Origin of the sequence: Thauera humireducens, from assembly GCF_001051995.2 — a bacterium.
Taxonomy (GTDB): domain Bacteria; phylum Pseudomonadota; class Gammaproteobacteria; order Burkholderiales; family Rhodocyclaceae; genus Thauera; species Thauera humireducens.
In genome coordinates this window covers 2,279,670-2,301,895 of record NZ_CP014646.1, presented here as the reverse complement: position 1 = coordinate 2,301,895, position 22,226 = coordinate 2,279,670, and the positions used below count along the sequence as shown (strand labels likewise).

At 66.7% G+C, this 22,226-nt stretch carries 19 protein-coding genes and 1 other RNA gene; 2 read left to right on the top strand and 18 right to left on the bottom strand.

Annotation, left to right across the window (positions count from 1 at the left end; genetic code table 11):
• The first annotated feature begins 11 nt into the window (after window positions 1-11).
• On the top strand, window positions 12-590 hold the full coding sequence (locus AC731_RS10805; RefSeq protein WP_004261052.1) for a peroxidase-related enzyme: 579 nt from the start codon (window positions 12-14) through the stop codon (window positions 588-590).
• A gap of 47 nt (window positions 591-637) precedes the next feature.
• Window positions 638-965: a transfer-messenger RNA gene (gene ssrA, locus AC731_RS10800) on the top strand.
• A gap of 256 nt (window positions 966-1,221) precedes the next feature.
• On the opposite strand, the gene AC731_RS10795 is transcribed toward ssrA, so the two are convergent.
• Genes AC731_RS10795 through AC731_RS10710 form a run of 18 tightly spaced genes read right to left on the bottom strand, consistent with a single transcriptional unit; the run spans window position 1,222 to window position 22,063 of the window.
• The gene (locus AC731_RS10795) at window positions 1,222-3,258 is read right to left on the bottom strand and encodes a hypothetical protein (protein ID WP_048705981.1); all 2,037 of its coding nucleotides are present in this window, start codon (window positions 3,256-3,258) and stop codon (window positions 1,222-1,224) included.
• Complete coding sequence (locus AC731_RS10790) at window positions 3,255-3,887, bottom strand: hypothetical protein (protein ID WP_156480703.1); 633 nt, start codon at window positions 3,885-3,887, stop codon at window positions 3,255-3,257. Before AC731_RS10790 ends, AC731_RS10795 begins: the two co-directional genes overlap by 4 nt.
• Window positions 3,888-3,933: 46 nt before the next feature.
• Complete coding sequence (locus tag AC731_RS10785) at window positions 3,934-4,641, bottom strand: hypothetical protein (RefSeq protein ID WP_237266519.1); 708 nt, start codon at window positions 4,639-4,641, stop codon at window positions 3,934-3,936.
• Window positions 4,638-10,145 (bottom strand): RHS repeat-associated core domain-containing protein, encoded by a 5,508-nt coding sequence (locus tag AC731_RS10780; protein WP_048705977.1) that lies wholly within the window; start codon window positions 10,143-10,145, stop codon window positions 4,638-4,640. Before AC731_RS10780 ends, AC731_RS10785 begins: the two co-directional genes overlap by 4 nt.
• 18 nt (window positions 10,146-10,163) lie before the next feature.
• Window positions 10,164-11,126: a TadE family protein gene (locus tag AC731_RS10775; protein ID WP_048705974.1), complete on the bottom strand. Its 963-nt coding sequence runs from the start codon at window positions 11,124-11,126 to the stop codon at window positions 10,164-10,166.
• Window positions 11,123-11,821: a glutaredoxin family protein gene (locus tag AC731_RS10770; protein WP_082794306.1), complete on the bottom strand. Its 699-nt coding sequence runs from the start codon at window positions 11,819-11,821 to the stop codon at window positions 11,123-11,125. Before AC731_RS10770 ends, AC731_RS10775 begins: the two co-directional genes overlap by 4 nt.
• On the bottom strand, window positions 11,818-12,174 hold the full coding sequence (locus AC731_RS10765; RefSeq protein WP_237266518.1) for a DUF192 domain-containing protein: 357 nt from the start codon (window positions 12,172-12,174) through the stop codon (window positions 11,818-11,820). Before AC731_RS10765 ends, AC731_RS10770 begins: the two co-directional genes overlap by 4 nt.
• Window positions 12,171-13,082, bottom strand: a complete 912-nt coding sequence (locus AC731_RS10760) for a type II secretion system F family protein (RefSeq protein ID WP_048705970.1) — start codon at window positions 13,080-13,082, stop codon at window positions 12,171-12,173. The genes AC731_RS10765 and AC731_RS10760 overlap by 4 nt, the downstream gene beginning before the upstream one ends.
• The gene (locus AC731_RS10755) at window positions 13,079-13,927 is read right to left on the bottom strand and encodes a type II secretion system F family protein (RefSeq protein WP_048705968.1); all 849 of its coding nucleotides are present in this window, start codon (window positions 13,925-13,927) and stop codon (window positions 13,079-13,081) included. Before AC731_RS10755 ends, AC731_RS10760 begins: the two co-directional genes overlap by 4 nt.
• Window positions 13,924-15,591 carry an ATPase, T2SS/T4P/T4SS family gene (locus AC731_RS10750; RefSeq protein WP_048705966.1) on the bottom strand — a complete coding sequence of 556 codons (1,668 nt, stop codon included), beginning with the start codon at window positions 15,589-15,591 and terminating at the stop codon, window positions 13,924-13,926. The genes AC731_RS10755 and AC731_RS10750 overlap by 4 nt, the downstream gene beginning before the upstream one ends.
• A gap of 15 nt (window positions 15,592-15,606) precedes the next feature.
• A complete protein-coding gene (locus AC731_RS10745) occupies window positions 15,607-17,007 on the bottom strand; it encodes a type II and III secretion system protein family protein (protein WP_048705964.1) in 1,401 nt (466 codons plus the stop codon).
• 60 nt (window positions 17,008-17,067) lie between these two features.
• Window positions 17,068-17,901, bottom strand: coding sequence for a Flp pilus assembly protein CpaB (gene cpaB / locus AC731_RS10740; protein ID WP_205626588.1), 834 nt, complete (start codon window positions 17,899-17,901; stop codon window positions 17,068-17,070).
• Window positions 17,902-17,912: 11 nt separating this feature from the next.
• Complete coding sequence (locus tag AC731_RS10735) at window positions 17,913-18,098, bottom strand: hypothetical protein (RefSeq protein ID WP_048705960.1); 186 nt, start codon at window positions 18,096-18,098, stop codon at window positions 17,913-17,915.
• Complete coding sequence (locus tag AC731_RS10730) at window positions 18,095-18,763, bottom strand: hypothetical protein (RefSeq protein ID WP_048705958.1); 669 nt, start codon at window positions 18,761-18,763, stop codon at window positions 18,095-18,097. Before AC731_RS10730 ends, AC731_RS10735 begins: the two co-directional genes overlap by 4 nt.
• Window positions 18,760-19,527, bottom strand: coding sequence for a hypothetical protein (locus AC731_RS10725; protein WP_048705956.1), 768 nt, complete (start codon window positions 19,525-19,527; stop codon window positions 18,760-18,762). Before AC731_RS10725 ends, AC731_RS10730 begins: the two co-directional genes overlap by 4 nt.
• Complete coding sequence (locus AC731_RS10720) at window positions 19,511-20,416, bottom strand: hypothetical protein (protein WP_048705954.1); 906 nt, start codon at window positions 20,414-20,416, stop codon at window positions 19,511-19,513. The genes AC731_RS10725 and AC731_RS10720 overlap by 17 nt, the downstream gene beginning before the upstream one ends.
• 21 nt (window positions 20,417-20,437) lie before the next feature.
• The gene (locus tag AC731_RS10715) at window positions 20,438-21,784 is read right to left on the bottom strand and encodes a pilus assembly protein TadG-related protein (protein ID WP_048705952.1); all 1,347 of its coding nucleotides are present in this window, start codon (window positions 21,782-21,784) and stop codon (window positions 20,438-20,440) included.
• Between the two features lie 51 nt (window positions 21,785-21,835).
• Entirely contained in the window at window positions 21,836-22,063 is a 228-nt protein-coding gene (locus AC731_RS10710; protein ID WP_038011770.1) for a hypothetical protein, read from the bottom strand.
• Between the last annotated feature and the right edge of the window lie 163 nt (window positions 22,064-22,226).

The following is a 22,226-nucleotide window of genomic DNA, read 5'->3' as shown; positions in this document are numbered from 1 at the left end:
AGACGTTTCACATGACCGACCGTATCAGCCGCTTCGCCATTCCCGACCTCGCCGACGTGCCCGAGGACGTTCGCAGCCGCATCCTCGCCGTGCAGGAAAAGGCCGGATTCGTGCCCAATGTGTTCCTGATGCTGGCTCACCGGCCGGCGGAGTTCCGTGCCTTCTTCGACTACCACGACGCCCTGATGGAGAAGGACGTCGGCCTCACCAAGGCCGAGCGCGAGATGATCGTCGTTGCCACATCGGCCGCCAGCCAATGCCTCTACTGCGTCATCGCCCACGGCGCAGTGCTGCGCATCCGCGCCAAGAACCCGCGCATCGCCGACCAACTCGCCACCAACTACCGCAAGGCCGAGATCACCCCGCGCCAGCGCGCCATGCTCGACTTCGCCGTCAAGCTCTCCACGCGCGGTGGCGAGATCGAGGACGGGGATCTCGCCGCGCTGCGCGAACACGGCTTCGACGACGAGGCCATCTGGGACATCGGCGCCATCACCGCCTTCTTCGCAATGAGCAACCGTCTCGTGCACCTCACCGGCACGCCGCCCAACGAGCCTTTCTACCTGATGGGCCGCGTGCCCAAGCGCTAAGCATGGGGCGGGACGACAGACCTGCTTACAACTGAATGGCCGGCTCGGTGCCCCAAGGCATTGAATGCCGGCCCGTCAGTGCGTAACATGGCGCCCATGGTTGTAATCCCGGCAATCTGGAGGCGTTCTGGACAGGGGTTCGATTCCCCTCACCTCCACCCAAGGGCATTCGGGAGTGCGTTTGGGTGGGGGTGTACTGGTTTCGACAGGGCGGGCAAAGGTGAGCAGGCAACCCGAGAGGCGACGGACGTAATCCGCGCAAAACCACAAACGCCAACGATGAGCGTTTCGCACTGGCCGCTTAAGGCCTATGCCGAGGCTGCTTGAGCCTTGTTACCAAAGAAAAGCCGGTGGGGACTTCGGTCCCCATCGTCACGTCTACGGCCCGCGTTCGTCGGGTACGTCAACAACCGTAAAGCACATCGAATTTCTGGCTTGTAGCTGATCTCGGCGGGTATCGATTCGCTGTCGATTCCGGGCATCGTGCTTCGTTTCACAGCGCCTGCCTTCCCCTCATGTCGCCGAGTGATCTCTGCGTGGCTCGACTTGCATCTGCCGGCGTCACCGCCAGTGCCGTGAACTCCTGTTTCGGCATCTTCAACTCGCTTTCTCCTTCCAGTTTGCCGGGGCGTTATACCCCATCTCCTGGAAGACGAAATTTGGGGGGAAGTTTGAGCTTGGCCAAACCTCCTTTGGCGACCACCAGTGCCTCGGCGTCGTTCAGAACGACCAACTGTACGACCGACGCGGGTGCCTCGACGCGATCGAACGTTTCGCCGCGCTGGACAAACACGCCATTGGCGGTGGCGATCACCAGATCTCCCCCCGGTGTCCGCGCAGCAATCGGAACGCGCGCACCGGCGTCGACCACCGCTCCGCACGCCGCTGACCGGCCGGCGTTTGCGTGGGGCAAGCGAGCCAAACGTGTTGCCGTAAAGGACGAATCGATGACGAATATTTCGCCCGACCATTCCCGCATCATGTACAGCGTGTCGACGTTGTCGTTGAAGACGTACTCCAGCACGGTGTGCGCTTGCCCGCAGCCCGCCGGTGCCGGCAGGCCGCGAACCTCGATGCCCTGGCGAAGTTCACCTGTGCGCATGTCGTAGAGGGCCAGTTGCGTTGGCGGGACTCGCCGGTCCTTGATCACCACCGCGTCTTCCCCGAAGCGCGCCATCGAATGGCTACCTTGGTCGAAGGGGCGGGTTGGTTCGAACAGCTTGGCCAGGGTTGCGTCTTCTGGCGTGCGGATCGCGTCTCCCGGCGGGCTCAGGTACTTGCCCATCATCTTTGAGGCGGTCGCGATGCCGCGACGGGTCGGTACGCCCATTTCGGTCGAATCCGACCGTTCCGCCAGCCCGCTTCGCCTTTCACCGAATCCCCACACCCGCTGGTCAGCGAGACTCTGCAGCACCGCCTGACGGTCAATCCGTGGGAGATCGGCCGCCCCGGTTTTCAGCGATTCGAAGCTGATGCGTGATGGCTGCCCCGGCTCGATCTGCATCATGTGGCGCACCGAGAAACCGCCGGACCGGGAGTAGATGAGATACCGGTGATCAGCCAGTTGAACCAGGCGGTCGTTTGCTCCCACGCAAGGAGGACTCTGCTGCTTGCCCGCGGACGCAGGCGAACCCTCAGGCAGACACGGCGGCAGATTGCCGAACAGGCGCTCCGGATCCCCTGTTCCCCGGTGGACATACAGTGACCGGGTGTTGTCGGCGACCCAGGCATGGCCCGCCTCGTCTGCCACCGCGCGTTGGATCGTCGACAGTTGACCGCGCTGGGATGCCTCCTGCGCGCAACGGGCTCCGATGCCCGATGGACACACGGCCAACCGCCATAGAATCTGGCCGGCGTTGTTGATGGACGCCAGTTCAAGCCGAGTGTTCGAGATTGCCAGTACGCCTGCCTTGGATGGTTCAAGGGCTCCGTCACCGTAGAGACTCACGCCGGCCGGTACATCGGCAGCAAACGGCCACGATACCCGGGTCAGTTCCTCACCGTGCGAATCGCGTCGGACAATATCTCTTGAGCCCGGCTCCATAACCCACAATGATCCCTCTGCGCCCAACGCCGCCGCTCTGAAGGCGGCTTGATGTCTCCCTCCGTCGGGTGGCAAGGTGAGCCCCGGAACCTCGCGTATCGCCCACGTGCCCGGCTCGATGAACAAGGCGCTGCCCGCGTAAGCGTTCGTCACCCAGAAGCCATGGGCTGCGTCGCCACTCACCCGCCCGGCACTTTGTGCGTACATGAGATCGCGCAGCCGCGGATCCTGGAGCGAGAGCAAAGGCGCCGGACTCCCGAGCTCACCCAACTGGAAGATGCGCAGTTCGCCGTCGAAACTCCAGAGGTAAGCGGCTTGCCGGTCGAAACTCGGAGCGACACGAGGGTAGTACGTGCCCGACATCTGGTGTCTCAGAGCGCGGACGGTAACCCAGCGACCATTCGACAAGTCGCTCACCTTGACAAGATTCCGGTCAACCCTGATCTGTCGCAGCGCCGCACCGCGAGGCTCGAACGACGCATTGAGATCCAACCCAAGATTGGGATCGGCTTCGCTGGTGCGGGCAATCCACTCAAACGCGGCGGCGTCCTGTTGCGCGCGCGCGTCTGGCGGTGCGAGCACCGCGATGCCAAAGATCCAAAGACATGGCCAGAAGCGCATCATCGGTCATTCATCCTTCTGTAGGTGCAGATCACGGTCAGGCCATTCGCGGCTACCGTTCCTGCGAGCTGGTTTACGTGTGCGTCCATGAACATCAGGTCGCGCACAAGCTTGCCCATGGGCTTCGAGGCTTGGTACACAGGGACGAGGGCAAGCGCAGGAAGAAGCCGTGCCGCGTCGTCCGAAGGGGCACGCTCCAACGCCCATCCGGCGGCCGTCAGCGCCTTGAACAGCCCCTCCCTGTCCTCTGCGGGATAGAACTGGACTACGCCGAAAAAGCCGTATCCCGCCAACACCTGCAACTGGGCCCGTATGCCAGGCCATACCTCCAGCGGAATCAGTGGCAGTTCGCGCCCTGCCCTGAGCGCCTGGAAACGTTCGGCGAGAAACGACAGCGCCTCGATGGGATGCTCGGCTTCGCCGAACTGGTTTAGCGGGACTTCCTCGCAGCGCAGGTAAGCCAGCAGCGGCTCCATCTGGGGCATCAGGTGCCAGCGCTGGCTTGCGTGATCTCCGTCCCCAGGCTGCGTGGTTGTCGGGGGGGCGGCGGATTTCCCGCTCTGTGCATGGGCAGAAGCTGCCAGCACGATCGCGGCGCTCGCCGCTGCTGCCGTCACAAGGGACAGTCGCATGCCTCGCCTCGCTTCGTGTTTCGACGATGTCATGTCGTTGCCTCGCTTAGAAATCCGTTTCGATGCGCTCACCGGTCCTGGGGTGGGTGTACCAGCCCTTCCGGAGGACCTTGCCGTTGTAGATGTAGGCCTCCTGGAAATCGCCCCCGGCATGGTGGAACTTCGAACCATCGGGTGCTGTTCCCGGCCCGCGCTCCAGATCCCAGCCAATCAGTGGGCCGTCGGGGTGAATCCGAATCTTCAGCCGGAACCCGCCGCCGTTCCGGCGTTTCTCCTCGAGCAGCGCGTCGGGGATGCGGGAGGCCACGGGGATCGTGTAGTCGCCCAAAACGGTCCCTCCAAAAAACGCCCCAGTCACATGACCTGGTGGCCGAGGTTGCGGCGGATCGTACGCGGTGACGTAGCGGTCTCGCCACTCCACCCGCAAGAACTTCGGCACGCCAAACTCCGCACCATAGCTACCGATGAAGTTACCGCGGGGGGGGCTCATGCTCGCCGCCGCAAAAAACAACCACCCATGTTCGTCGAAGATGTTCAACCCACGAACAATGAACAGCGAATCGACCCGCAACTGACCCCCTTCGAGCCCTCGGAACTTGCGCTTGAGCGCCTCGTTCTCCGCGCTCAAAGGGGGGCGTGGGGCCTGCTCTAGCCTGGGAGCGCTGCCGCGGCAGCCAGCCAGGAAGGCGGCGCTCAGCGCCAGCAGCGTGCGTCGGGAAGAGGACGGCAGCGGGGAGCGTGATCTCTTTGTCATGGTGTTACTCCAGATGCGCAAGGTGCCGAGCTTTGCTCGAAATAGCCGTGCTGGCACAGCCAACCCATGTATGCAGCGATGTCCACCAGCCCTGTCCGGTTGCCCGTGAGCGCATTCCAGGTATCACTTGGATTGCCCGTCACAGGACGCTCGGTGTAGGCAATGAAGTCGTGCGTCTCGCCCGTGGTCAGACTGCGGTCGTCAGGACCGAAGTCGGTAAAGCCCATGTCGCGCTGGGTAGTGCCGCCGACGGCGCCGCGCACCTCGCGGTCTTCGGCGCGCAGGCGCTCCGTTTCGATGAACGTCATGTCCCCCTGCTGAACCTCGCGTGAGACCGTCGGCGTGTCGCGCGGGTCGCCGATGCGTAACGTGTTGCTCTGGTCGTGGATGATGGGGTTGGCCATGGGAATGCTGCTATCGGCATCTGGGGGACGCATATTGACCCCCGCCTTCTGCGCCTGCTCGACCATCCAGTTCAGTGCCACGAAGGACAACTGGTTCTCACCCTCCTCGTAGCCGCCGCCGATATCGGCGTGCGCGCCGATGAAGCCGCGCTCGATGCGTACCTGTCCGGGGGTGTAGCGGCTCGCGCCAATGGATTCGAGCGGGAAGCCGCCCTGGTGCAGGTCGTCGGGCAGGTTGCGGCGGGTCGCATTCCAGAAGGCCGCATTCAAGGGGTAGCCGAACACGTCGGACGAATAGGGCTGGCTGCGGTACTCGTTGAGTGCCACGGCGTGCGCCACGTGGGCAAACTCCGCCGGTATCGCCAAGCGATAGGCTGCGCCCCAAGGCAGATCGGTGCTCAGGACGGTGTCGAACAAACCCATGAAGCGCAGGTTTACCGGTTGGCAGCGTGTGACGTTCTGGCCCGAGGCTCTGTCGATGGCCGTGTACCGGAGGTAGCGGACCCCATCGTGCACGATGCTGGCCGCGGCCAGCCGGCTGGCGAACTCCCGCGCCTGTGCGGCACCACGGCTGAAGCCCATGATGTCGATGTCCATGGTCTCGTCATCGGGATGGCCCTCGGCCTCGTCGATGAAGTAGCGCCACATGCGGTCGATGCGCGCGCGTCCGGTGAAGTTGCCGCCGCGATCAGGGATCGGCCCGAGGCCGTTCGGCAGGATGTCCAGATATTCATCGTCCAGATAGTTGGTGTTTCCATCCTCGAAATGGTGCGTGCCCACGCCGGACACGTAGCGGCGCGGACCATCGTCATAAAGTCGCACAAACCGCGCGACGTTCGTCAGGGAGCCACCGAGGCGCTCAAGTTCGCGCCGATCACGGGAGTTGTCCGTACCGTCGAACGCGAACAGGATGAGCCCGTCCGGATCGATGAACCGGAGGGGGTTGTGCGCGACGTAGGCGTAGGGGTTCGGCCCATCCGGAGTGCCGAGTGGGTCGGGGCTGAGGTACTGGCCCTGTTCCGGGTCGTAGTAGCGCGCGCGGTTGTAATGCAGGCCCGTTTCGGGGTCGAAGTACTGGCCGGGCAGGCGCAGGTTGAGGGTGAGGGTGCGGGACTCGATGGTGGCGGCGCCGAAGGGGGCGTAGGTGGCCCGCCAGAGCACCTGGCCGTCTGCGTCGGTGGCGAGCTCGGGGGCGCCGAGGTGGTTGCCGTGCAGCCAGGCGACGCCTTCGTTCGAGCCGAAGGCGTTGCGCCAAAGTCGTTGCAGATCACTGAAGAAACGGGCGGTGGCACTGTCGTCGGCTGCGGCGGCGGCGACGCCCTCCGGGGTATCGATCACGGCAACTGGCAGGTCGGCGAGCCAGATGTATTGGCGCAGGATGCGGCCCTTCGCGTCGAGTTCCGCCAGGGGCTGGTGGTGTTCGTCGTAGAGGGTGTGTGTTGTGCGGCCGCCGGCGTGCTTGGTATTGCGCAGGCCGCGATGGTCGTAGCCGTAGCGGGCGATGACGGTGCTGTCCTCGCGGACTTCAACGAGCCGGCCGCGGGCATCCCACTCGTAGTCGCGCTGCCCGAGCCGCTCGGGTTGGCCGCTGGTGCTGTAGCGTGAAGGTGAGTCGGGCGAAGCCAGCACGCGGTGGGTTAGCGGCTCGAAATGGCTGCGCTGGGTGCCGGCCTGCAGTTCGCGCTGCGAGGCGACATTCTGCTGGCTCAGGATGCGGCGTTGGGACGGGTCGTAGGCGTATCGCCAGACGGCCTGTTCGACGAGGGTGTCGTCCTTCATCCGCCACCGGACCGAGGCGAGCAGGCGGTTGTCGCGATCGTAGGCGTGGCCGCTTGCCGTGGGCTGGGCGTTTCCGCCGACGGCACGCTGGCGGCCGTGCAGCAGGTTGCCGCGCACGTCCCAGAGGTAACGATGGTCGAGCAGTGCGGCCGGATCGTCAGGATCTCCCAGGGCGCCTGGCAGGTTGCCGGTATTCGCCAGAGAGCTTTCCGCGGAGATATCAGCCACAGGTGTGACAGTCGCGGTGGATTGGGCGCGGGCGTCGCCGATACCCAAGAGCTGTTCGACTGCCTCAGCGGGCGTGCGGGCGAGCGGCCAGGGCTTCAAGCGGTTGGCTACCCGGTGCTGCGGCAGTGGACGATGACGGTGAACGACGCGTGCGAGCACGCCTTCGCGGCTCCGCTGGAAGCGGGTCTCGATACCGTTGCCCGTCACATAGCGGCGTAGGCCGACGAGGTCGCGCTCGAACTCGCTGGCGATGAGTTCCTCGCGCGCGAGCCAGCCTGGCCATGGTGCCCCAGCGGATTCGCGCCTGAGCGCGATGACCTGACCCTGGCCATTGCGTTCGTAACGGAGGTGGCTGCCGTCGGGCAGCGTCGTGGCGACGAGTTGACCGGCGTCGTCGTGCTCGTAGCGGGTGATCGTCGTCAGCGCTCCGTCGGCGGTGGGCAGGGTGACGATGTGCGCGCTGCGCAGGCCGCGGGCGTCGTATTCGTAGCGTTCGTGCTGGGTGGGATGGCGGACCTCGACCAGACGACGCCCGGCATACCGCCACTCTGTTTCTTCGGTGGCGCCGGTGCGGGCGTCGGTGATTCGCTGGTAGCGGATGCGCCCCCAGGTGTCGTAGGTGTAGTGGGCGCGGTTGCCGCGCGCGTCGCGCATGGCGGCCAGCCGGTCGGCTTCGTCGTACTCGCGCACGATGGTTCCGCTGTCCGGACCGTGCAGCCAGACCATGCGGCCGAAGTCGTCGCGAAGGGTCTGCGGGGGCGTTGGTGACTCGGGGGCTAAGGATGTGGCGCTGGGCGTGCGAGCTGCCGGATGGACGAGGCCGTCAGCATCGACGGCGTATCGCAGGCGCCCGAGTGCATCGTAATGCCATTGGCGGCCGCGGCCGGCGTTGTCGCGGACGGCGATGAGCCGCCCCTGCTCGTCGTAGCGGCGAGACTCGGTCTGGACGAAGGATGCGCTGCGGCGGCTGCGCTCGAGCAGGCGTCCCTCCGTGTCATAGGCGTAATGGTCGAGGAGGCCGAGTGCGCTCGCGTGCCACATCAGGCGGCCGTGCTCATCCCATGCGCGCAGCCAGTTCTCTACCGGCCGCGTGGCATTCGAGGATGCCACCGCGCGGCCGAGGTCGTCGTAGCGAAAGTGTTGCGCCCAGGGCTGCGCCCAACCCGGCATGTCGCTACCTGCCGTGACCACCTGCTGACGAGGGTTGTACGAAAACGCGGTCGCCTGGCCTTCGTCGTTACTCACGCGCTGCAGCAGGCCGGTCAATGGATGGTAGTCGAGCGTGTGACGGCTGCCGCCGGGTTTGGTGAGCGCGATCATCTGGGAACCCTGCGGGTCCCAGTGGAAGATCGCGATGTCCGAGTCGGCGGGCGAGGCGCCTGGACCATTGGCCAATGGGCCATCGATGGCGGCGAGCAGGGAGCGGCCATTGATCATCGTATAAGTGAAGGTGGTCGTGCGTTCGATCGGCGTTGCCTCGCTGGGGTCCGCTGCAGGAACCCCGGACCCACCAAGGGAGCTGAAGCCGTGCTCGGTCACTCGGGTGATCTGTCCGGCCGCGTTGAAGCTGTAGCGCAACTGGTGTTCTCGACCGCGGACCACGCTTGGGCGCGCGACAAGGACTGGTCGTGCGCCGTCATCGGCGTACTCGTAGCGGACGAGCAGTCGCGCGGGCATGGGATTGCGGCCTGCATGGGGGAGAATCGACTCTCGCACGACGCGTCCCATGGCGTCGCGTTCGATCACCGTCGCGGCCAGCGCGCGCCCTGTGGCGTCCAGCCGGGTGACTTCGACCAGCCGACCGCGGTTATCGTAGCCATAGCGCACATTGGTCTCGCTGCAGCTCGCGCAGCCAGGGCCGATGGCCTCCAGCAATCGCGCTTCGCCGCCGAGGCGAGCGTAACGATAGCGGGTGTGCTGGCCCAGGCTGTTGGTGAGCAGCGTCGAGCCTGGCGTCGAGAAGTCCAGTTCGACTTGCCCGATTCCCGTGCCAGGCACGACTTTGCCGGCCTCGTCGAGTTGGCGCGCTGCGCCGCGCACGCTCATGACGGCACGCCCTTTGCTGTCGTAGGCGTAGGTGGATAGCCGTCGCGTGTTCGGGGCAGCGCTGGCCGTATCGCCGGTCGGTTTCTCGGTGAGGCTGATGCCGGTCAGGTGATGGGGCCAGGCCGGCGTTGCTTCGCCAGGGTCAGCGCCATAGTGGTAACGCCGCGCGCCACCGTCCGGATGCGTTGCAACCGCAAGATTGCTCAGGCCTGGTCGGGAGGGGGTGTTCTGATGCGCATAGGTGAAGCGACCGAGCGGGCTGCTGATCGCGACGACGCCGCGGAATCCTTCGGCACCCCGAGGGGCGTACTCGAAACTCAGGCTGCGCCCCTGCGGGTCGGTGACTTTCATCAGTTCGCCCTGCGGACCGCGCGTCAGGCTGACGAACTCCCCGCTTGGAAGTTGGATCTGCACCAGCTTGCCGCGCGCATCGAAATCGAGCGTGCGCCCGTCCGGCCAGCGCCAGCGGTATCGGACATGCGGCCCTGGCAACCCCTCGGCCGTCACCACGCCGCGCATCGGGTCTGAACCGACATGGCGCCTCGCGTCGCCAACGTCGCGGAAGAAGACCAGCCGCCTGCCGTCCGCCTGGATGATGTGCAACTGCTGCCCAATCACATGCAGGTCGGTCTCATACGAGAGTCGCCAGCCGCGGCCGAGCAGGCCGAGCGGAGCGTCGGGGCCGGCCTGTGCGCTGTTGTAGTGGCGCACGATCTCGATGCCCAGGATGCCGGGCAGGGCCGGCATGTCGGTTTCGCGCTGGTACTTGTTGCCGGTGATCACGTCGATCGGGTTGCCGGCCCCCTGCTCGACCTTGTCGTTGTCGTCCTGGCTTGCCGGCGCAGTCTGTCCGCAGGGGTTCGCCCCAGGGTCACCACCGTCGCTCGGGAGGCAGTCTGGATCAAGGGGCGTGGTGGAGACCGGGGACATGCCTCCGATTGGACTGGCCTGTCCAATTCCTGTCGCGGCTGCCGCGCTTGCCGCTGGTGGCAGCACGAGCAGGGTGCAGAGGATCAGGATGGCGATGCGGGGCTGGAGCAGGTTCATGGCGAGATCGGGCGGAGATCACGGCGCTTGTTCCGGCGCCGGACGGCTGTCGAGCCAGCCGGGTGGCGCCTGGCAAGCCGGCGGGAGTGGCTTGCAGCCGGGTTCGATGAGGGGATTGCAACCGGGTGTCGGCTCGGGCTCGGGACTGGGTTCAGGGGCCGGCACATCGGGTGTCGCCGTGCATGCCGGGTCGGTGGTTGGGCATCTGGGTAGTCCAGTACCCTCGGGCGTCGGGCCGGGATCGGTCGGGGTGCCGGCGTTGCCTGGGTCGGGGACCGACGGGTTGCCGGCCTCGATAGCAGGCGATTGCATGCGCATGACGGTGTGGGTGATGACCGGGATCCGTCCGCCGGCGACGAGCGCGGCGCGAAAGGGATCGTCGTCAGCCGGATTCAGTACCGCGAGCGCGCGGGCCATGAAGGGGCCTGCGAGCGGGATCTGCTTGCGGGCGGGGATGCCGTAGGTGATGCGCAGCTTGAGCAGGTTGGCGTCCTGCAGCGTTTGGCCGCTGGCGTTGGTGGCCGGGTCGCGGTTGCATTCGGGGCGGTCGACCGGGCAGTCGAGGTGCGCGATGTTGGTGTTGGGAATGACGCGGGCGGACAGACCCAGACGCGCGGCGAGGGCGGGGCTGTGGAAGTCGTCGAAGCTCTCGCGGGTGGGCGAGAGGATCTCGATGCGGGTGAAGGGTGCCTCGGCAAGCGCGCGGGTTCGCGAGATGGCGAGTTCGGCGGTGGTCGTGCCGCCGCCGTGGTAGCCGGTCATGGCGCGGTCGAAGGCGGCACGGATGGCGGCGAGCCGGGCGTTGGCGACGGTGCCGGCACGGGCCGCCTCGAAGGTGGCGTAGTTGAGCTGTCCCCGGGCGTGGAAGAGCAGGGCGTATTGCATGAGCACGAGCACGATGAACAGCACCAACGGGCCGACGATGACGAATTCGACCAAGGTGGCGCCGCGCGATCGTGCGGTAGCAATGCAGTGCTTCACGGCAAGGGTGCGAGGCTTCGGGCTTCGGCCCAGCCCTCGAGCTGACCGGCGCTGACATGGAGGTAGCCGTTGCGGCTCGGGCCGATGAAGATCACCGGCGTACCGCGGGCAAGCGTGCCGATCGGGACGCCGCTCGCCTGCGGCATGCCGAGCAGGTGGAGGGGGCCGTAGGCCGGCAACAGGCGGTCGCCCGCCTTGTAGGTCCGGGCAGGGGAGTTGAAGGGGCGTGTCGGTGGGACGGATCGGGCTGCCGATGCCGGGACGCTCACCTGCGCGATCACGCGGTCGTACTGCGGTGCGCTGAAGCCGTGCACCACCTGATCGCCTGCAACAAGGAGGGGTACGCCACGCCCCCCGAGCTGGCGGAATTCGGCATGGGCGACGGGGTTGCCCTGGACGTTCCGCTCGACGAAGGGCGTACCCCGGGATCGCAGATGTCGGATGGCGCGGACGCAGTATCCGCAGCCGGGCCGGGTGTACAGGATGAGGTCGCCCGCTGCCGCATCGTCGGTGTAGGTGCCGTCTGGCACGCTCATGACGATCACTTCGGCCAGGCTGCGGATGGCCGACTCCGTTGCCGGGGGGCGCATGTTGCGGAGCCCGCGCTCGGCGATGCCGAAGGGATCGACAGCCAGGGCTGGGGAAGCTGCAGTGGCGTTGAGGACAAGGCCGGCGATCAATGCGGTGACTCTCATTGGCTTGACCCCGGATGGTGATGGAGGAGACGTCGAGGAAGCGTCCGGCCGGGCGTCAGCCCGAGCCGGCGCGCCTCGCCGGCGGCAAGTTCGAGGGTGTGGCGTGCGCCCACACAGATCGCGATGCGCCACGGCGGCAGGGCGCGGGCGACCTTGCGCACGCTGCCGCGCCGGTCGAGAAACACCACGTCGATCGGATAGCGCATGAAGGCGGTGTGCACGGCAGCGCAGGGCGTGATGAGCAGCGCCTGCCCCGGTGCGGGCGGCGGCGAGAACAGGAGCCCGCGCAGGCGGTCGCGCCAGTGTTCGGCGCGGCGTAAGGTGAGTCCGTCGAGCGGTGGCATCCGGGTCATAGGCCGGCCGCCAGGAACTTCATTGCAATGGGGAACATGAGGATCGCGAACACGCACGGGAAGATGAAGAACAGCAGGGGGAAAAGCAGCTTGACCGGCGCCTCCATGGCGAGCTTTTCGGCACGGGCGAAGCGTTCGGCGCGACGCTGCTCGGCCTGAGCGCGCAGGATGGGGCCCAGGCTCATGCCGGTCGCTTCGGCCTGGATGAGGGTGGCGACGAAGCTCGAGACTGGCGGCATGTCGAGCCGGTCGGCCAGTTCGCGCAGGGCTTCGCTGCGTGGGCGGCCGGCGCGCATGTCGCGCAGCAGGCGGGCGAACTCGTCGCGCAGCGGTCCCGCGGGGCCCTTGGCAACGGCCTGGGCGAGGGCACTGTTGAGATTGAGGCCCGACTCGACGCACAACGTGATGAGGTCGAGCATGAAGGGCAGGGACTTGAAGGTCTGCCGGCGTCGTGCATCGATGCGGTCGCGCAGCCAGATCAGCGGGTAGAGGTAGCCAAGGGCGAAGCCTGCGACGATCGGCCAGCCCGGTGGAAGCTGGAAGGTCTCGGCCTGCCAGAATGCGAACGCGGCGCACAGCAGCCCCCAGACGAGGCGTCCGGCGATGAACTGGCCGGGGTCGAGCGCGAAGTCGAGCCCCGCCAGGCGCAGGCGTGCAAGGCTGGCCTGGGCATGGCGCTCGGGTAGGAGTGCTTGCAGGTAGTGTGAAAGCCACTGCACCGGCCACCACACGATCCGGTAGCCCGCTGGCGGTGGGTCGAGCCAGAGGCGGTCCTGCGGTGGAACTGCCGCGGCGGCGCGGGACACCAGCCAGCCGACGAGCGCGACCGAGAGGCCCGTGCTCAGCGCGATCGCACCGATGACCCAGCTGGGGTCGAGTATCTCGACCAGGGACGAAGACGCGTTCATACGTCGATGGCCACGATGCGGCGGATGAGCAGCACGCCGATGAGTTCCATGACCAGCACCGCGGCCAGCACGCCCCAGCCGAGTCGGGTTGTCCACAGCAGCGCCATGGCATCCGGCTCCATGCGGCTCAGGACCCACAGCAGGAACAGCGGCAGCAGCCCCACCACCCAGGCCTGGAGCTTGCCCTGGGCTGTCAGCGCGCGGATCTTCAATTCCATCGCATGCTGGCTGCGCAGCATGTTGGCCGTGCGCTCAAGCGTTTCGGCCAGGCCGCCGCCGGTCTCGTGGGCAATGCGCATGGCCGACACCATCAGTTTGACGGGCTGGGCGGGTATGCGCAGGGCAAGGCTCTCGAGTGCGTCGTCGAGGCTGACGCCCAGGCGTTGCTCATGCTGGAGGAGCATGAACTCCTGCGAGAGGGGAGGCCGCAGCTCGGTGGTGATCTGTCGTATCGCTGCGGGCAGCGACAGTCCGGCGCGGGTGGTGCCGGCGAGCATCTGCAGCGCGTCGGGCAGTTGTTGCGCGATCTTCTCGATGCGGCGGGTGCGCAGCGAGCGGAACACGAGGCCGGGCGACAGGGCCAGCAGCAGGGCGACGGCCAGGCTCAGGGCAATGCTGCCGGTCACCAGCCACACGCTGCCTGCGGCGAGCACGGTTAGCGCCAGGGTCAGTGCGTAGAGTCGGGCTGGGTCGACGAACAGGAACAACTCGCGCAGGTGGAAGCCGGTTTCGCGCGTGAAGTGCGTTCGCCAGGCCCGCAGCATTCGGGTGCCGACATCCACCGAGGCCCACACCAGCAGGGCCACGGTGGCGGCAACGACGATCAGGAGCAGCGTCAGGCTCATGGCGCGTCTGCCGCGTTGAACAGGGAAAGGTCGAGGGGGACGCCGGTCTCGCGCAGGTCCTCGTAGAACCCGGGAACGGCGTTGCAGGCGCTGAAACGATCGAGCACCCGTCCGTCGGCGTTTCGCCCGAGCTTCTCGTGGCGGAACAGCTCCTGCATCTGGATGCGGCCGGATTCGACGCCGCTGACCTCGACGATGCCGGTGACCACGCGTCGTCCATCGGGCAGCCGCGCCTGCTGGATGACGATGTCGACGGCGGAGGCGATCTGGTCGCGAATGGCGTTCAAGGGCAGATCCATGCCGGCCATCAGGATCAGGGTCTCGAGCCGGGCCAGCGCATCGCGCGGGCTGTTGGCATGCAGGGTGGTCAGCGAGCCGTCGTGGCCGGTGTTCATCGCCTGCAGCATGTCGAGCGCTTCACCGCCACGGCACTCGCCGACCACGATACGGTCCGGACGCATGCGCAGTGCGTTCTTGACGAGATCCCGGATGGCAATCTGGCCGCGCCCCTCGGCATTGGACGGACGCGCCTCGAGGCTGATGAGGTGCGAGTGCCCGAGCCGCAGTTCGGCGGCGTCCTCGATCGTGATGATGCGTTCGCCATCGGGGATGAAGTTCGACAGTACGTTGAGCAGGGTCGTCTTGCCCGATCCCGTGCCGCCCGAGATCAGGATGTTCTTGCGATGGCGCACGCAGATGCGCATGAACTCCGCCATGGCCGGGCTCAGGGCGCCGAGCTGGACGAGATCGGTGTGCGAGAACACCTTGCGCCCGAACTTGCGGATCGTGAGTGCCGGGCCCTTGATGGCGAGCGGTGGGATGATGGCGTTGACCCGGGAGCCGTCCTTGAGGCGGGCGTCGACCATGGGCGAGGCTTCGTCGATGCGCCGGCCGATCGGCGCGACGATGCGTTCGATGACGCCGAGCACGGCGCGGTCGCTGGTGAAGCAGCCAGGGTGGCGTTCGAGCCGACCGTTGCGCTCGAGGTAGATCTCGTCATGGCGGTTGACCATGATCTCGGTGATGGTGTCGTCGTCGAGCAGCGTCTCCAGCGGACCGAGGCCGACCGCCTCGTCGAGCACGTCGCGGAGCAGGCTGTCGCGGTCGATGCTGTCGGGGAGTGCGGACTCCTTGTCGATGACCTCGACGAGCAGGGCCTCGGTCTCGGCGCGCAGTTCCTCGTCGGCCATGCGGACGAGATCGCGCCGGCGCAGATCGATCGCATCGAGCAGGGCTTCGTGGATGCGCTGTCGCCAGAACTGCTGGGGCGTTGGCACCTTGCCGTCGTTGACGCTGCGCGGGCTGGGTGTATCCACGGCGGGGCTGTCGCCGGTGTCGGAGGTCTGCGCGGCGATGGGGAGTGATGGCGTCTCGAGCCGGTCCTCGATGACGAGGGTGTAGGGGCCGACGCCGATGCGGTCGCCGCGCGTGATCGGTCCGTACTGCTGGATGCGGTTGCCGTTCACGCTGGTGCCGAAGAGCTGGCCGAGGTCCTGGATGTGGAGGCCAGCCTTGGTACGGAAGATGCGCGCGTGCTCGCGACCCACTTTCCAGCCGGGCAGGCGCAGCTGGCACTCCCGCCCCTTGCCGATGATGGCCGAGGTGTCGGTGATCGACTCGATGCGTGGCGGCGCTTCCGGAGCGGTAATGGTGACCTGGAACATACTGGTGCCCCCGCGTCAGTTGTTGACCCAGGGGAAGGGCTGGTCGAGCGCGCTGTCCGTAGTCCCCGCGTCCGGCGCCTTGGCGGCTGCGGGAAGGCCTGGCACGGCCGAGAGATCGGGTTCGGTGGCACGCGGCGTGCCGTCCAGGCGTTGCCGGGCGCGCAGCATGGTTTCGGCCTGCTCGACGGTGTGCTTGTCGACCGCATGCGGTGTGACGAAAACGACGAGTTCGGTCTCGTTGTTCTGGAAACGTCGCGAGCGGAACAGGGCGCCCAGGACAGGGATGTCGCCCAGGAAGGGGACCTTGTCGATCGAGGCGTTGATGTCCCGGCTCAGCAGTCCGCTGAGGACGATGGTGCCGCCCTGCAACACGTTGAACTCGGTCTCGGTCTTGCGCGTCCGCAGCGCGGGGCCTGAACTGCCCATGACCGAGAGGTCGAGATCGCTGACCTCGCTCATGATCCGCGCCCGGATCACGCCGCTGTGATCGACCGTGGGCGTGATCTCCAGCCGGATGCCGTAGGGCTTGAACTGGATCGTCGTGCCGTTGATGTTGCTGACGCTGTAGGGGAATTCGCCGCCGGCGAGGAAGCTCGCCTCGGCGCCGTTGCGCGCCGAAAGCACGGGCTGGGCGAGGATGGAGGCCGAGCCGTTCTGTTCCATCAGGCGCAGTTGCGCGTTTAGACCGACGTTGATGGCGGACAGGACGTTGAGGCTGGAGCTGAGCGGCACCGGGCCGATGGCGTCGTCCGGGTTGACGATGGGCGGGGCGTTCTCGGTGCCGGTGCGGACGTCGATCTGCAGTGGCGCATTGCCGCGCCGACCGGGCATCCAGATGCCCCCGATCGCGGCGCCGCCGGTGGCGTTCCACGCCAGGCCGATTTCCCTCAGCATGTTGATCGGGAACTCGACGATCTGCACGTCCATGACGATCATCTTTTCCCAGCCCACCGGGTTGGTGAAGTTGATGATCTGCGGATAGCGCTTGGCCAACTCCTCGATACGGGCCTGGTCGCGGTTGCTGAGGCCGTCGCCTTCGACGACCACCTTGTCGCCGATGACCGAGGAACGCGCATTGGGAATGCCGGCGATGAACGCCGCGATCTCGCGATTGACGCGTGGGGTGTCGGCCGGTACCACGGTGATCTTGACGCGCCGGTTACGTCCTTTCGAGGACCAGACGTGCAGCGACGAGATGCCCACCTTGTTGGCGATGAGCAGGATCTCGCGGTCGTCGAGGACCGCCGCGGACAGCACCTGGCCGTTGCCGACCGCGAGTCGGCCGGCGTTGGGTTCGGGAATGACCCGGGTCTCGCCTTCGAACATCGTCAGTTCGACGGGATCGTCGGCAAGGGCGACGGCAGGCGTCACAAGCACTGCGGTCAGGCAAAGCAGGAGTTGTCGGAATGGGCGCATCGGAGTTCGCGGGCGGAGGCGGTTGAAATGGGGGGCTGATGACGGTGTGCCGTGCCGGCCTCAGTCCTCGGTCGCGGGGGCGCGTTGTCCAAGGGTCAGCCCCTCGGTGATCGGGCCGCCGCCGTAGATGACCGGGACGCTGCTGACGCCGTTGTCGTGTCCGGTGGGTAGGCCGAGAAGGCTACGGGCCTCGGTGATCGCATCCGACACGGCGGCAACGTCGCCTGGCGCGCGCAGCAGCGCCGTCACGTGACCGATTTCGCGTGCCGCGATGACGCGCTTGGCATCGTCCGGAGCGGTGTCGAGTGTGATCGTGGTGAAGCCGGGGCGGCCGTCGGTGTCGCGCGCGTCGACGTTGGCTTTGCTGCCCGTCGCCAGCACGCGCACGCGCTGCAGCAGCGTGAAGGTGTAGTTGCGCTTGCCGTCGCGGACCGAGACGACGATGTCGATGAGGTCGCCGGGTACCACCATCCCGGACAGCGAGCTGATCTCGTCGACGGGCACCGTGACGGCGCGCTGGCCGGACTGCAGTCGCGTGGAGAAGGTCGGCGCACGGCGTCCCTCCAGCTGCGCCCACAGGATGGGCTCCCCGGCATTGGCCGGATGCGCGAGCACCGAGCCCTCTGCGCGGCTGTACTGGTCCGGCGTGATGGCGCCGGAGTGCGCCCAGGCACGCGGTACTTCGCGCACGGCGACGGTGTCGGGGCTGAGGGTGGCGCCGCCTGCAAGGTTCGTCTTTGCGACCAGTAGGCGGACGGTGTCGCTGTCCTTGCCACGTGCCTCGATCTCGGCCATGCGTTGCGAAAGATAGCGGCTTGCCCCGAACGCCGCGGCGGCGCCGAGGACGAGGGACAGGACGAGGATGAGCCAGTTTTTCCTGGTTTTGTTCAGCATGTCGGTGGACGTCACAGGGGAAGGGACATGAAGGCGCTCTGGCGATCGAAGGCCCTGCGGACGGCGGCGAGCAGGGTGTCGACCACGGATTCCTCACCGGTAAAGGCGATGCCGAAGAGCATCATCAGCACGAGCAGGGCGACGAGGTATTCGGTGAGTGCCTGGCCGCGCCCGGCAATGGCGAAGGCGCGTTTCATGAGCGCTTGAGTCGCAGGGTGAGCACGGCACGGGTGCTGCCGTCGTGGCGAACCAGCACGAGGCGAGCCTCGCCGACCGGGCCGTGAAAACCTTGCACGATGGCTGTGTCCACGTCGGTGAGCGGTGGCCCATCGGGCGTAAGGCCGCGGTCGGCGAGACTGCGGGAGAGCTGTTCGAGGTTGGTGCGCAGCGTGTGCGCGTTCTCCAGCACGAGCTGGCGTGCGCTGATCGGTCCGTCGACCGACTCCAGGTCCGACAGGATTTCGGAGCCAGCGGGAAGTCTGAAGGCGAGTGGGCGATCGGCCGCCTGGCGGGCGGCCTGCATGTCGGCGATCGACAGCAATGCCTCGCTCAGTCCATAGTCCGTCGCATTGATCGAAACCGTGATGAAGTGGTCGCCGCGCCGTTGGGACAGCACGTGCGTGTCGGCAACCTGCGCATGCGCGACGGGCTTGCCGAGCGCTTCCCGGTAGTGGTCGAGCAGCTCGGCCGTGGCTGAACGGGAGCGAATCCGCGCCATGTGCATCGGGATGCCATTGAGGCGGATCTGCTCGCCGATCGTTTCGACGCGCGCCTCGGGCGGGGGCTTCACGCGCGGCCACGGCGCGGCGTGGACAGCGACCGAGGTCATCAGGAGGCAGAGTGCTAAGCGCGAGGTCTTCATCGGATGCGATCGGCGGGGACGAAGTCGGGATCGACGCGACCGATGTCGGGCGGACTGGCGCCCTCGAGGACCGCGACGAAGGGTTCGATCGGGGTCACCAGGGCTTCAAGCGGGCGATAGGGGAAGTGCCCGAGCGGGTTCCAGCCGTCGTTGCGTACTGCCGAGCGGACAGCGTTCGGACCGGACGCGGACCAGGGGTCGACGAGGACGGTCGTGCTGCGCTGCATGGCCAGGCCCAGCGTGTCGAACGGAGCCAGTCCCTCGACGTCCGCGACCGTGACGCGTGCGACGCCCGTGTGCAGGTTGGTCCGGCTCAGGCCCATGCCCGATGCGTACGCCGCGCCAAAGGGCTGTTCGAGCGATTCGCGCTGGCTGGAGGCGCCGACGTTGCTCGCGAAGGACGGCAGCAGGGCGTCGCCCCGGTGATCGAACCAGAGGGGATTGCGATGGGCGTTGAAGTCGCCCGCGACGTCGTCGTGCTTGATCGGCGCATCGTTGTTGCTGAAGAAGCGGCGGCGCACCTCGACGGCGAGCGCGGCGTCGGACTTCCACGGGTGAAGGCTCGAGCCGTGATGCACCATGCCCTCGAAGGCGACGTAGCGGCTCGCCGAGGTGGTGGTCTGGGCCAAATCCATGTACTTGCCGATCAGCGGCACGGTGAGCAGCAGGGGAATGAGCACCAGTGCCAGGACGATGAACTCGACCGTCGACTGCCCGCCAACGCGCGACCGCCGGCAAGGAGGACGTTCAGTCGGCGTGCGCATTGTCGTCCTCCTCGGCTGCAGGTTCGTGGCTGGCCTCGTCCGTCCGATGCCCGCCGGGTTCGAAATGCGTTGTCGAGAGCGCGACCGGACCGCGGAACAGCACCACCTTTTCCTCGAGAAGAACCTCCGGGCCGTCAGCGCCCGGTCCGGTCACCTGGGTGCTGAGGCTGCGGTTGATCGGCATGCCCAGACTGTGTGTGGACTCGCACAACGCCATCGTCCACGGTCCGGTGATCCGCTTCCAGTGGCACGGCATACCGGCGAAACGTTCTTCCCCGCGCTCCGGCAGCGGGCTTACGACCATCGTCGCGTCGATCGCGAAGCGTTCGCTGACCAGGGCCAGGCTGTCTGCACCGAGCGCGGGAAGCTGCTGGCTGCGCCACGGTTGCGCGCCCTTTCGGGGGTTGATGACGCGGGTAAACACCCGTCGCCCCCGTGGCCGATGATGGGTGATGGTGGTCGTCACGCGCTCGAGGACTTCCAGGCGGCAGACGGCGGTTTCAACCAGTTCCAGGGTGCGCACGGTGACCGAGGACTTCTGCCTGGCGGGCAGGTGGTATTCGATGACCTCGCGGCGTCCAGCCGTGCCGGGGTCGCCGATCAGCTCGAAGGATTGCATGCGGGCGAGGCATGCGGCGCCCGCGGCGCTGCCGTGTGTTGTCGCGAGCACACGGCATTGGGCCGCCAGCGCGTTGCACTGCGCCTCGCGTGCAACGGCGGTGCGCATGGCCGCGTCACGGACAAAGGGGGATGTGCCTTCGCGGCGGATTTCGTAGCCGTCCGCTTCGGGTGCCGCCGCGGCTGCTTGCGTGCAGAGCACCGCGCAGCACAAGGCCAGTTGCGCGAACGCGAGCGGGCTTTGAGGTGGGGGGCGGAAACCTTGCAGCATCGCGGTGGGCTTGAGGCGGATCTAGGGAAGTTGAAGTCCGCCCTGACGCAACTGGGCCATGAGGCGTTCGGCCGGCGTGATCGGGGCGAGGCGGACCTGCCAGTAGGGGTTGAAGAGGCTGCCGAGCTCGTTACGGTCCGGATGGCGCGGGTTGCCTGCGTCCGGACGCTCGAAGAAGACTTCCACGCGTGCGGCGGCCGCGCTCTGGCCGCCCGAATGGGCGCCGTCATACAGTTCGAGCCGCCCCTGGGGCCGGATGAGGCTCGCGCCGCCCGAATAGCGCTGGTCGCCGGCGGCCTTCGTGACCCGGATCGTGAGCTGCGTGACCGGGTCGTCCATTTCGAGGGCGCGTGATGAGAGTTCCTTGAAGGTCGGGATCGCGCCACCGCCTATCGTGCTCGGTGCGGGATCGAAGCCTTCGGCGATGCCTTCGCCTGAATCAGCGCGCCGGCTTGCCCTGGGGTTGGTGCTGCGTGAGCCCGAGTAGCTGTAGGCGCTGTCCGGTAGATCTTCATCGGAGAACGCTGTGCCGTAGCCGATCGGTCTCTCCGAGCGCCGGCAGCTGAAACGACGGATGCGATAGCGGTGTGCGGACAGGGTGTCCATGGATTTCCAACCGTCCGCGAGATCGATGAGTTCGGTGCCGCCGCGTTTGCGCAACTGGATGCCGGTGCACAGCACGACGAGGCCGAAGTTCCAGTTCCGGCTGCGCAGGAAGGATTCGCGACTGTCGCTGACGACGCGTCCCATGCGGCGACGCTCTTCGCGCGATTCATGATTGCGGGTGAAGCCGATGAAGTCGTCGCTGATCGGCACGGGATCGACAACGGCCTCTGGATCGTTCTCCCGCGCCACACGTTGCATGACGGCCAGGCGGTTCCCCAGCGCAACGCTGTCGCCAGGGCCGTGCATGACCTGCTGCGACAGGGCCAGTGCCTGGATCGCTGTGTCGTGCAGCGGGATCGCAGCGGCAAGGGCTGACGTGAAGATCTCCATGATGGACGCGACATGGTCCATCGCCGCCTTGAGGGCCGGGCCGACGTAGGGGATCAGGTAGAGGTAGGGTCCGATGTTGTCGGCCGATGTACCCATGTACTTCGCCCACGAGGCCAGCCCGACAGCCTGACCGATCGCGATCTGGTTCGCGATGATTGCGCGGTTGGTGTAGGCGTCGTAGTTGAGCATCCGCGCCTCGAACACGCCGGCGCTGTAAGCGACTGCGTCGGCGGTGTTGGTGAGGCGCAGCTTTTCCTGCACGAGTTGGCCACTGTTGAACATGTAGAACGTCGTGGCCGCGACCGCGACAAGCAGCACCAGGGCCAGAGGCAGGACTTGCCCATGCTGCTGTCCAGGGGAGCTAAAGGTCATCGCCCGCGCCTCTGTACCCCGCCGCGGCGATTGGCCTGGCGGAGTGGCCGGTCATTTGGCGACCTGATTGACGTAGGTGTCGAGCGTCTGGCGCTCGTTGCCTACGGTCTGGGCAGTGTTGGCCGAGGTCTGAGCCGCGGTCCGAGCGGCAGTGCCATCCTGGCCGGACAGTTCCTGGGCGATGGCGGCCGTCTGGTTGCGGACGGTCTGGCCGAAGTACTGATACACCGCGATGGCCGCGATCGCGATCATCGCCACGATGATGATGTACTCAGTCATGCCCTGACCGCCTTGCCGATGGGCTGGGAGGTGGATGCTGTTGCGCATGAACGGGTCTCCATGAGGTCGATCTACGAGGCCATCCGACGACAGGCTGATGAGTCGGTCGTCATCCCGTCAGACGGGTTGTCGGCGAATGTTTAAAGCATAAACGCATTTGTCA

Bases quoted from the DNA above. Each gene is read 5' to 3' on its own strand.
- AC731_RS10805 (WP_004261052.1), top strand. From the start codon at position 12: ATGACCGACCGTATCAGCCGCTTCGCCATTCCCGACCTCGCCGACGTG.
- AC731_RS10795 (WP_048705981.1), bottom strand. From the start codon at position 3,258: ATGATGCGCTTCTGGCCATGTCTTTGGATCTTTGGCATCGCGGTGCTC.
- AC731_RS10790 (WP_156480703.1), bottom strand. From the start codon at position 3,887: ATGCGACTGTCCCTTGTGACGGCAGCAGCGGCGAGCGCCGCGATCGTG.
- AC731_RS10785 (WP_237266519.1), bottom strand. From the start codon at position 4,641: ATGACAAAGAGATCACGCTCCCCGCTGCCGTCCTCTTCCCGACGCACG.
- AC731_RS10780 (WP_048705977.1), bottom strand. From the start codon at position 10,145: ATGAACCTGCTCCAGCCCCGCATCGCCATCCTGATCCTCTGCACCCTG.
- AC731_RS10770 (WP_082794306.1), bottom strand. From the start codon at position 11,821: ATGAGAGTCACCGCATTGATCGCCGGCCTTGTCCTCAACGCCACTGCA.
- AC731_RS10765 (WP_237266518.1), bottom strand. From the start codon at position 12,174: ATGACCCGGATGCCACCGCTCGACGGACTCACCTTACGCCGCGCCGAA.
- AC731_RS10760 (WP_048705970.1), bottom strand. From the start codon at position 13,082: ATGAACGCGTCTTCGTCCCTGGTCGAGATACTCGACCCCAGCTGGGTC.
- AC731_RS10755 (WP_048705968.1), bottom strand. From the start codon at position 13,927: ATGAGCCTGACGCTGCTCCTGATCGTCGTTGCCGCCACCGTGGCCCTG.
- AC731_RS10750 (WP_048705966.1), bottom strand. From the start codon at position 15,591: ATGTTCCAGGTCACCATTACCGCTCCGGAAGCGCCGCCACGCATCGAG.
- AC731_RS10745 (WP_048705964.1), bottom strand. From the start codon at position 17,007: ATGCGCCCATTCCGACAACTCCTGCTTTGCCTGACCGCAGTGCTTGTG.
- cpaB (WP_205626588.1), bottom strand. From the start codon at position 17,901: ATGCTGAACAAAACCAGGAAAAACTGGCTCATCCTCGTCCTGTCCCTC.
- AC731_RS10735 (WP_048705960.1), bottom strand. From the start codon at position 18,098: ATGAAACGCGCCTTCGCCATTGCCGGGCGCGGCCAGGCACTCACCGAA.
- AC731_RS10730 (WP_048705958.1), bottom strand. From the start codon at position 18,763: ATGAAGACCTCGCGCTTAGCACTCTGCCTCCTGATGACCTCGGTCGCT.
- AC731_RS10725 (WP_048705956.1), bottom strand. From the start codon at position 19,527: ATGCGCACGCCGACTGAACGTCCTCCTTGCCGGCGGTCGCGCGTTGGC.
- AC731_RS10720 (WP_048705954.1), bottom strand. From the start codon at position 20,416: ATGCTGCAAGGTTTCCGCCCCCCACCTCAAAGCCCGCTCGCGTTCGCG.
- AC731_RS10715 (WP_048705952.1), bottom strand. From the start codon at position 21,784: ATGACCTTTAGCTCCCCTGGACAGCAGCATGGGCAAGTCCTGCCTCTG.
- AC731_RS10710 (WP_038011770.1), bottom strand. From the start codon at position 22,063: ATGACTGAGTACATCATCATCGTGGCGATGATCGCGATCGCGGCCATC.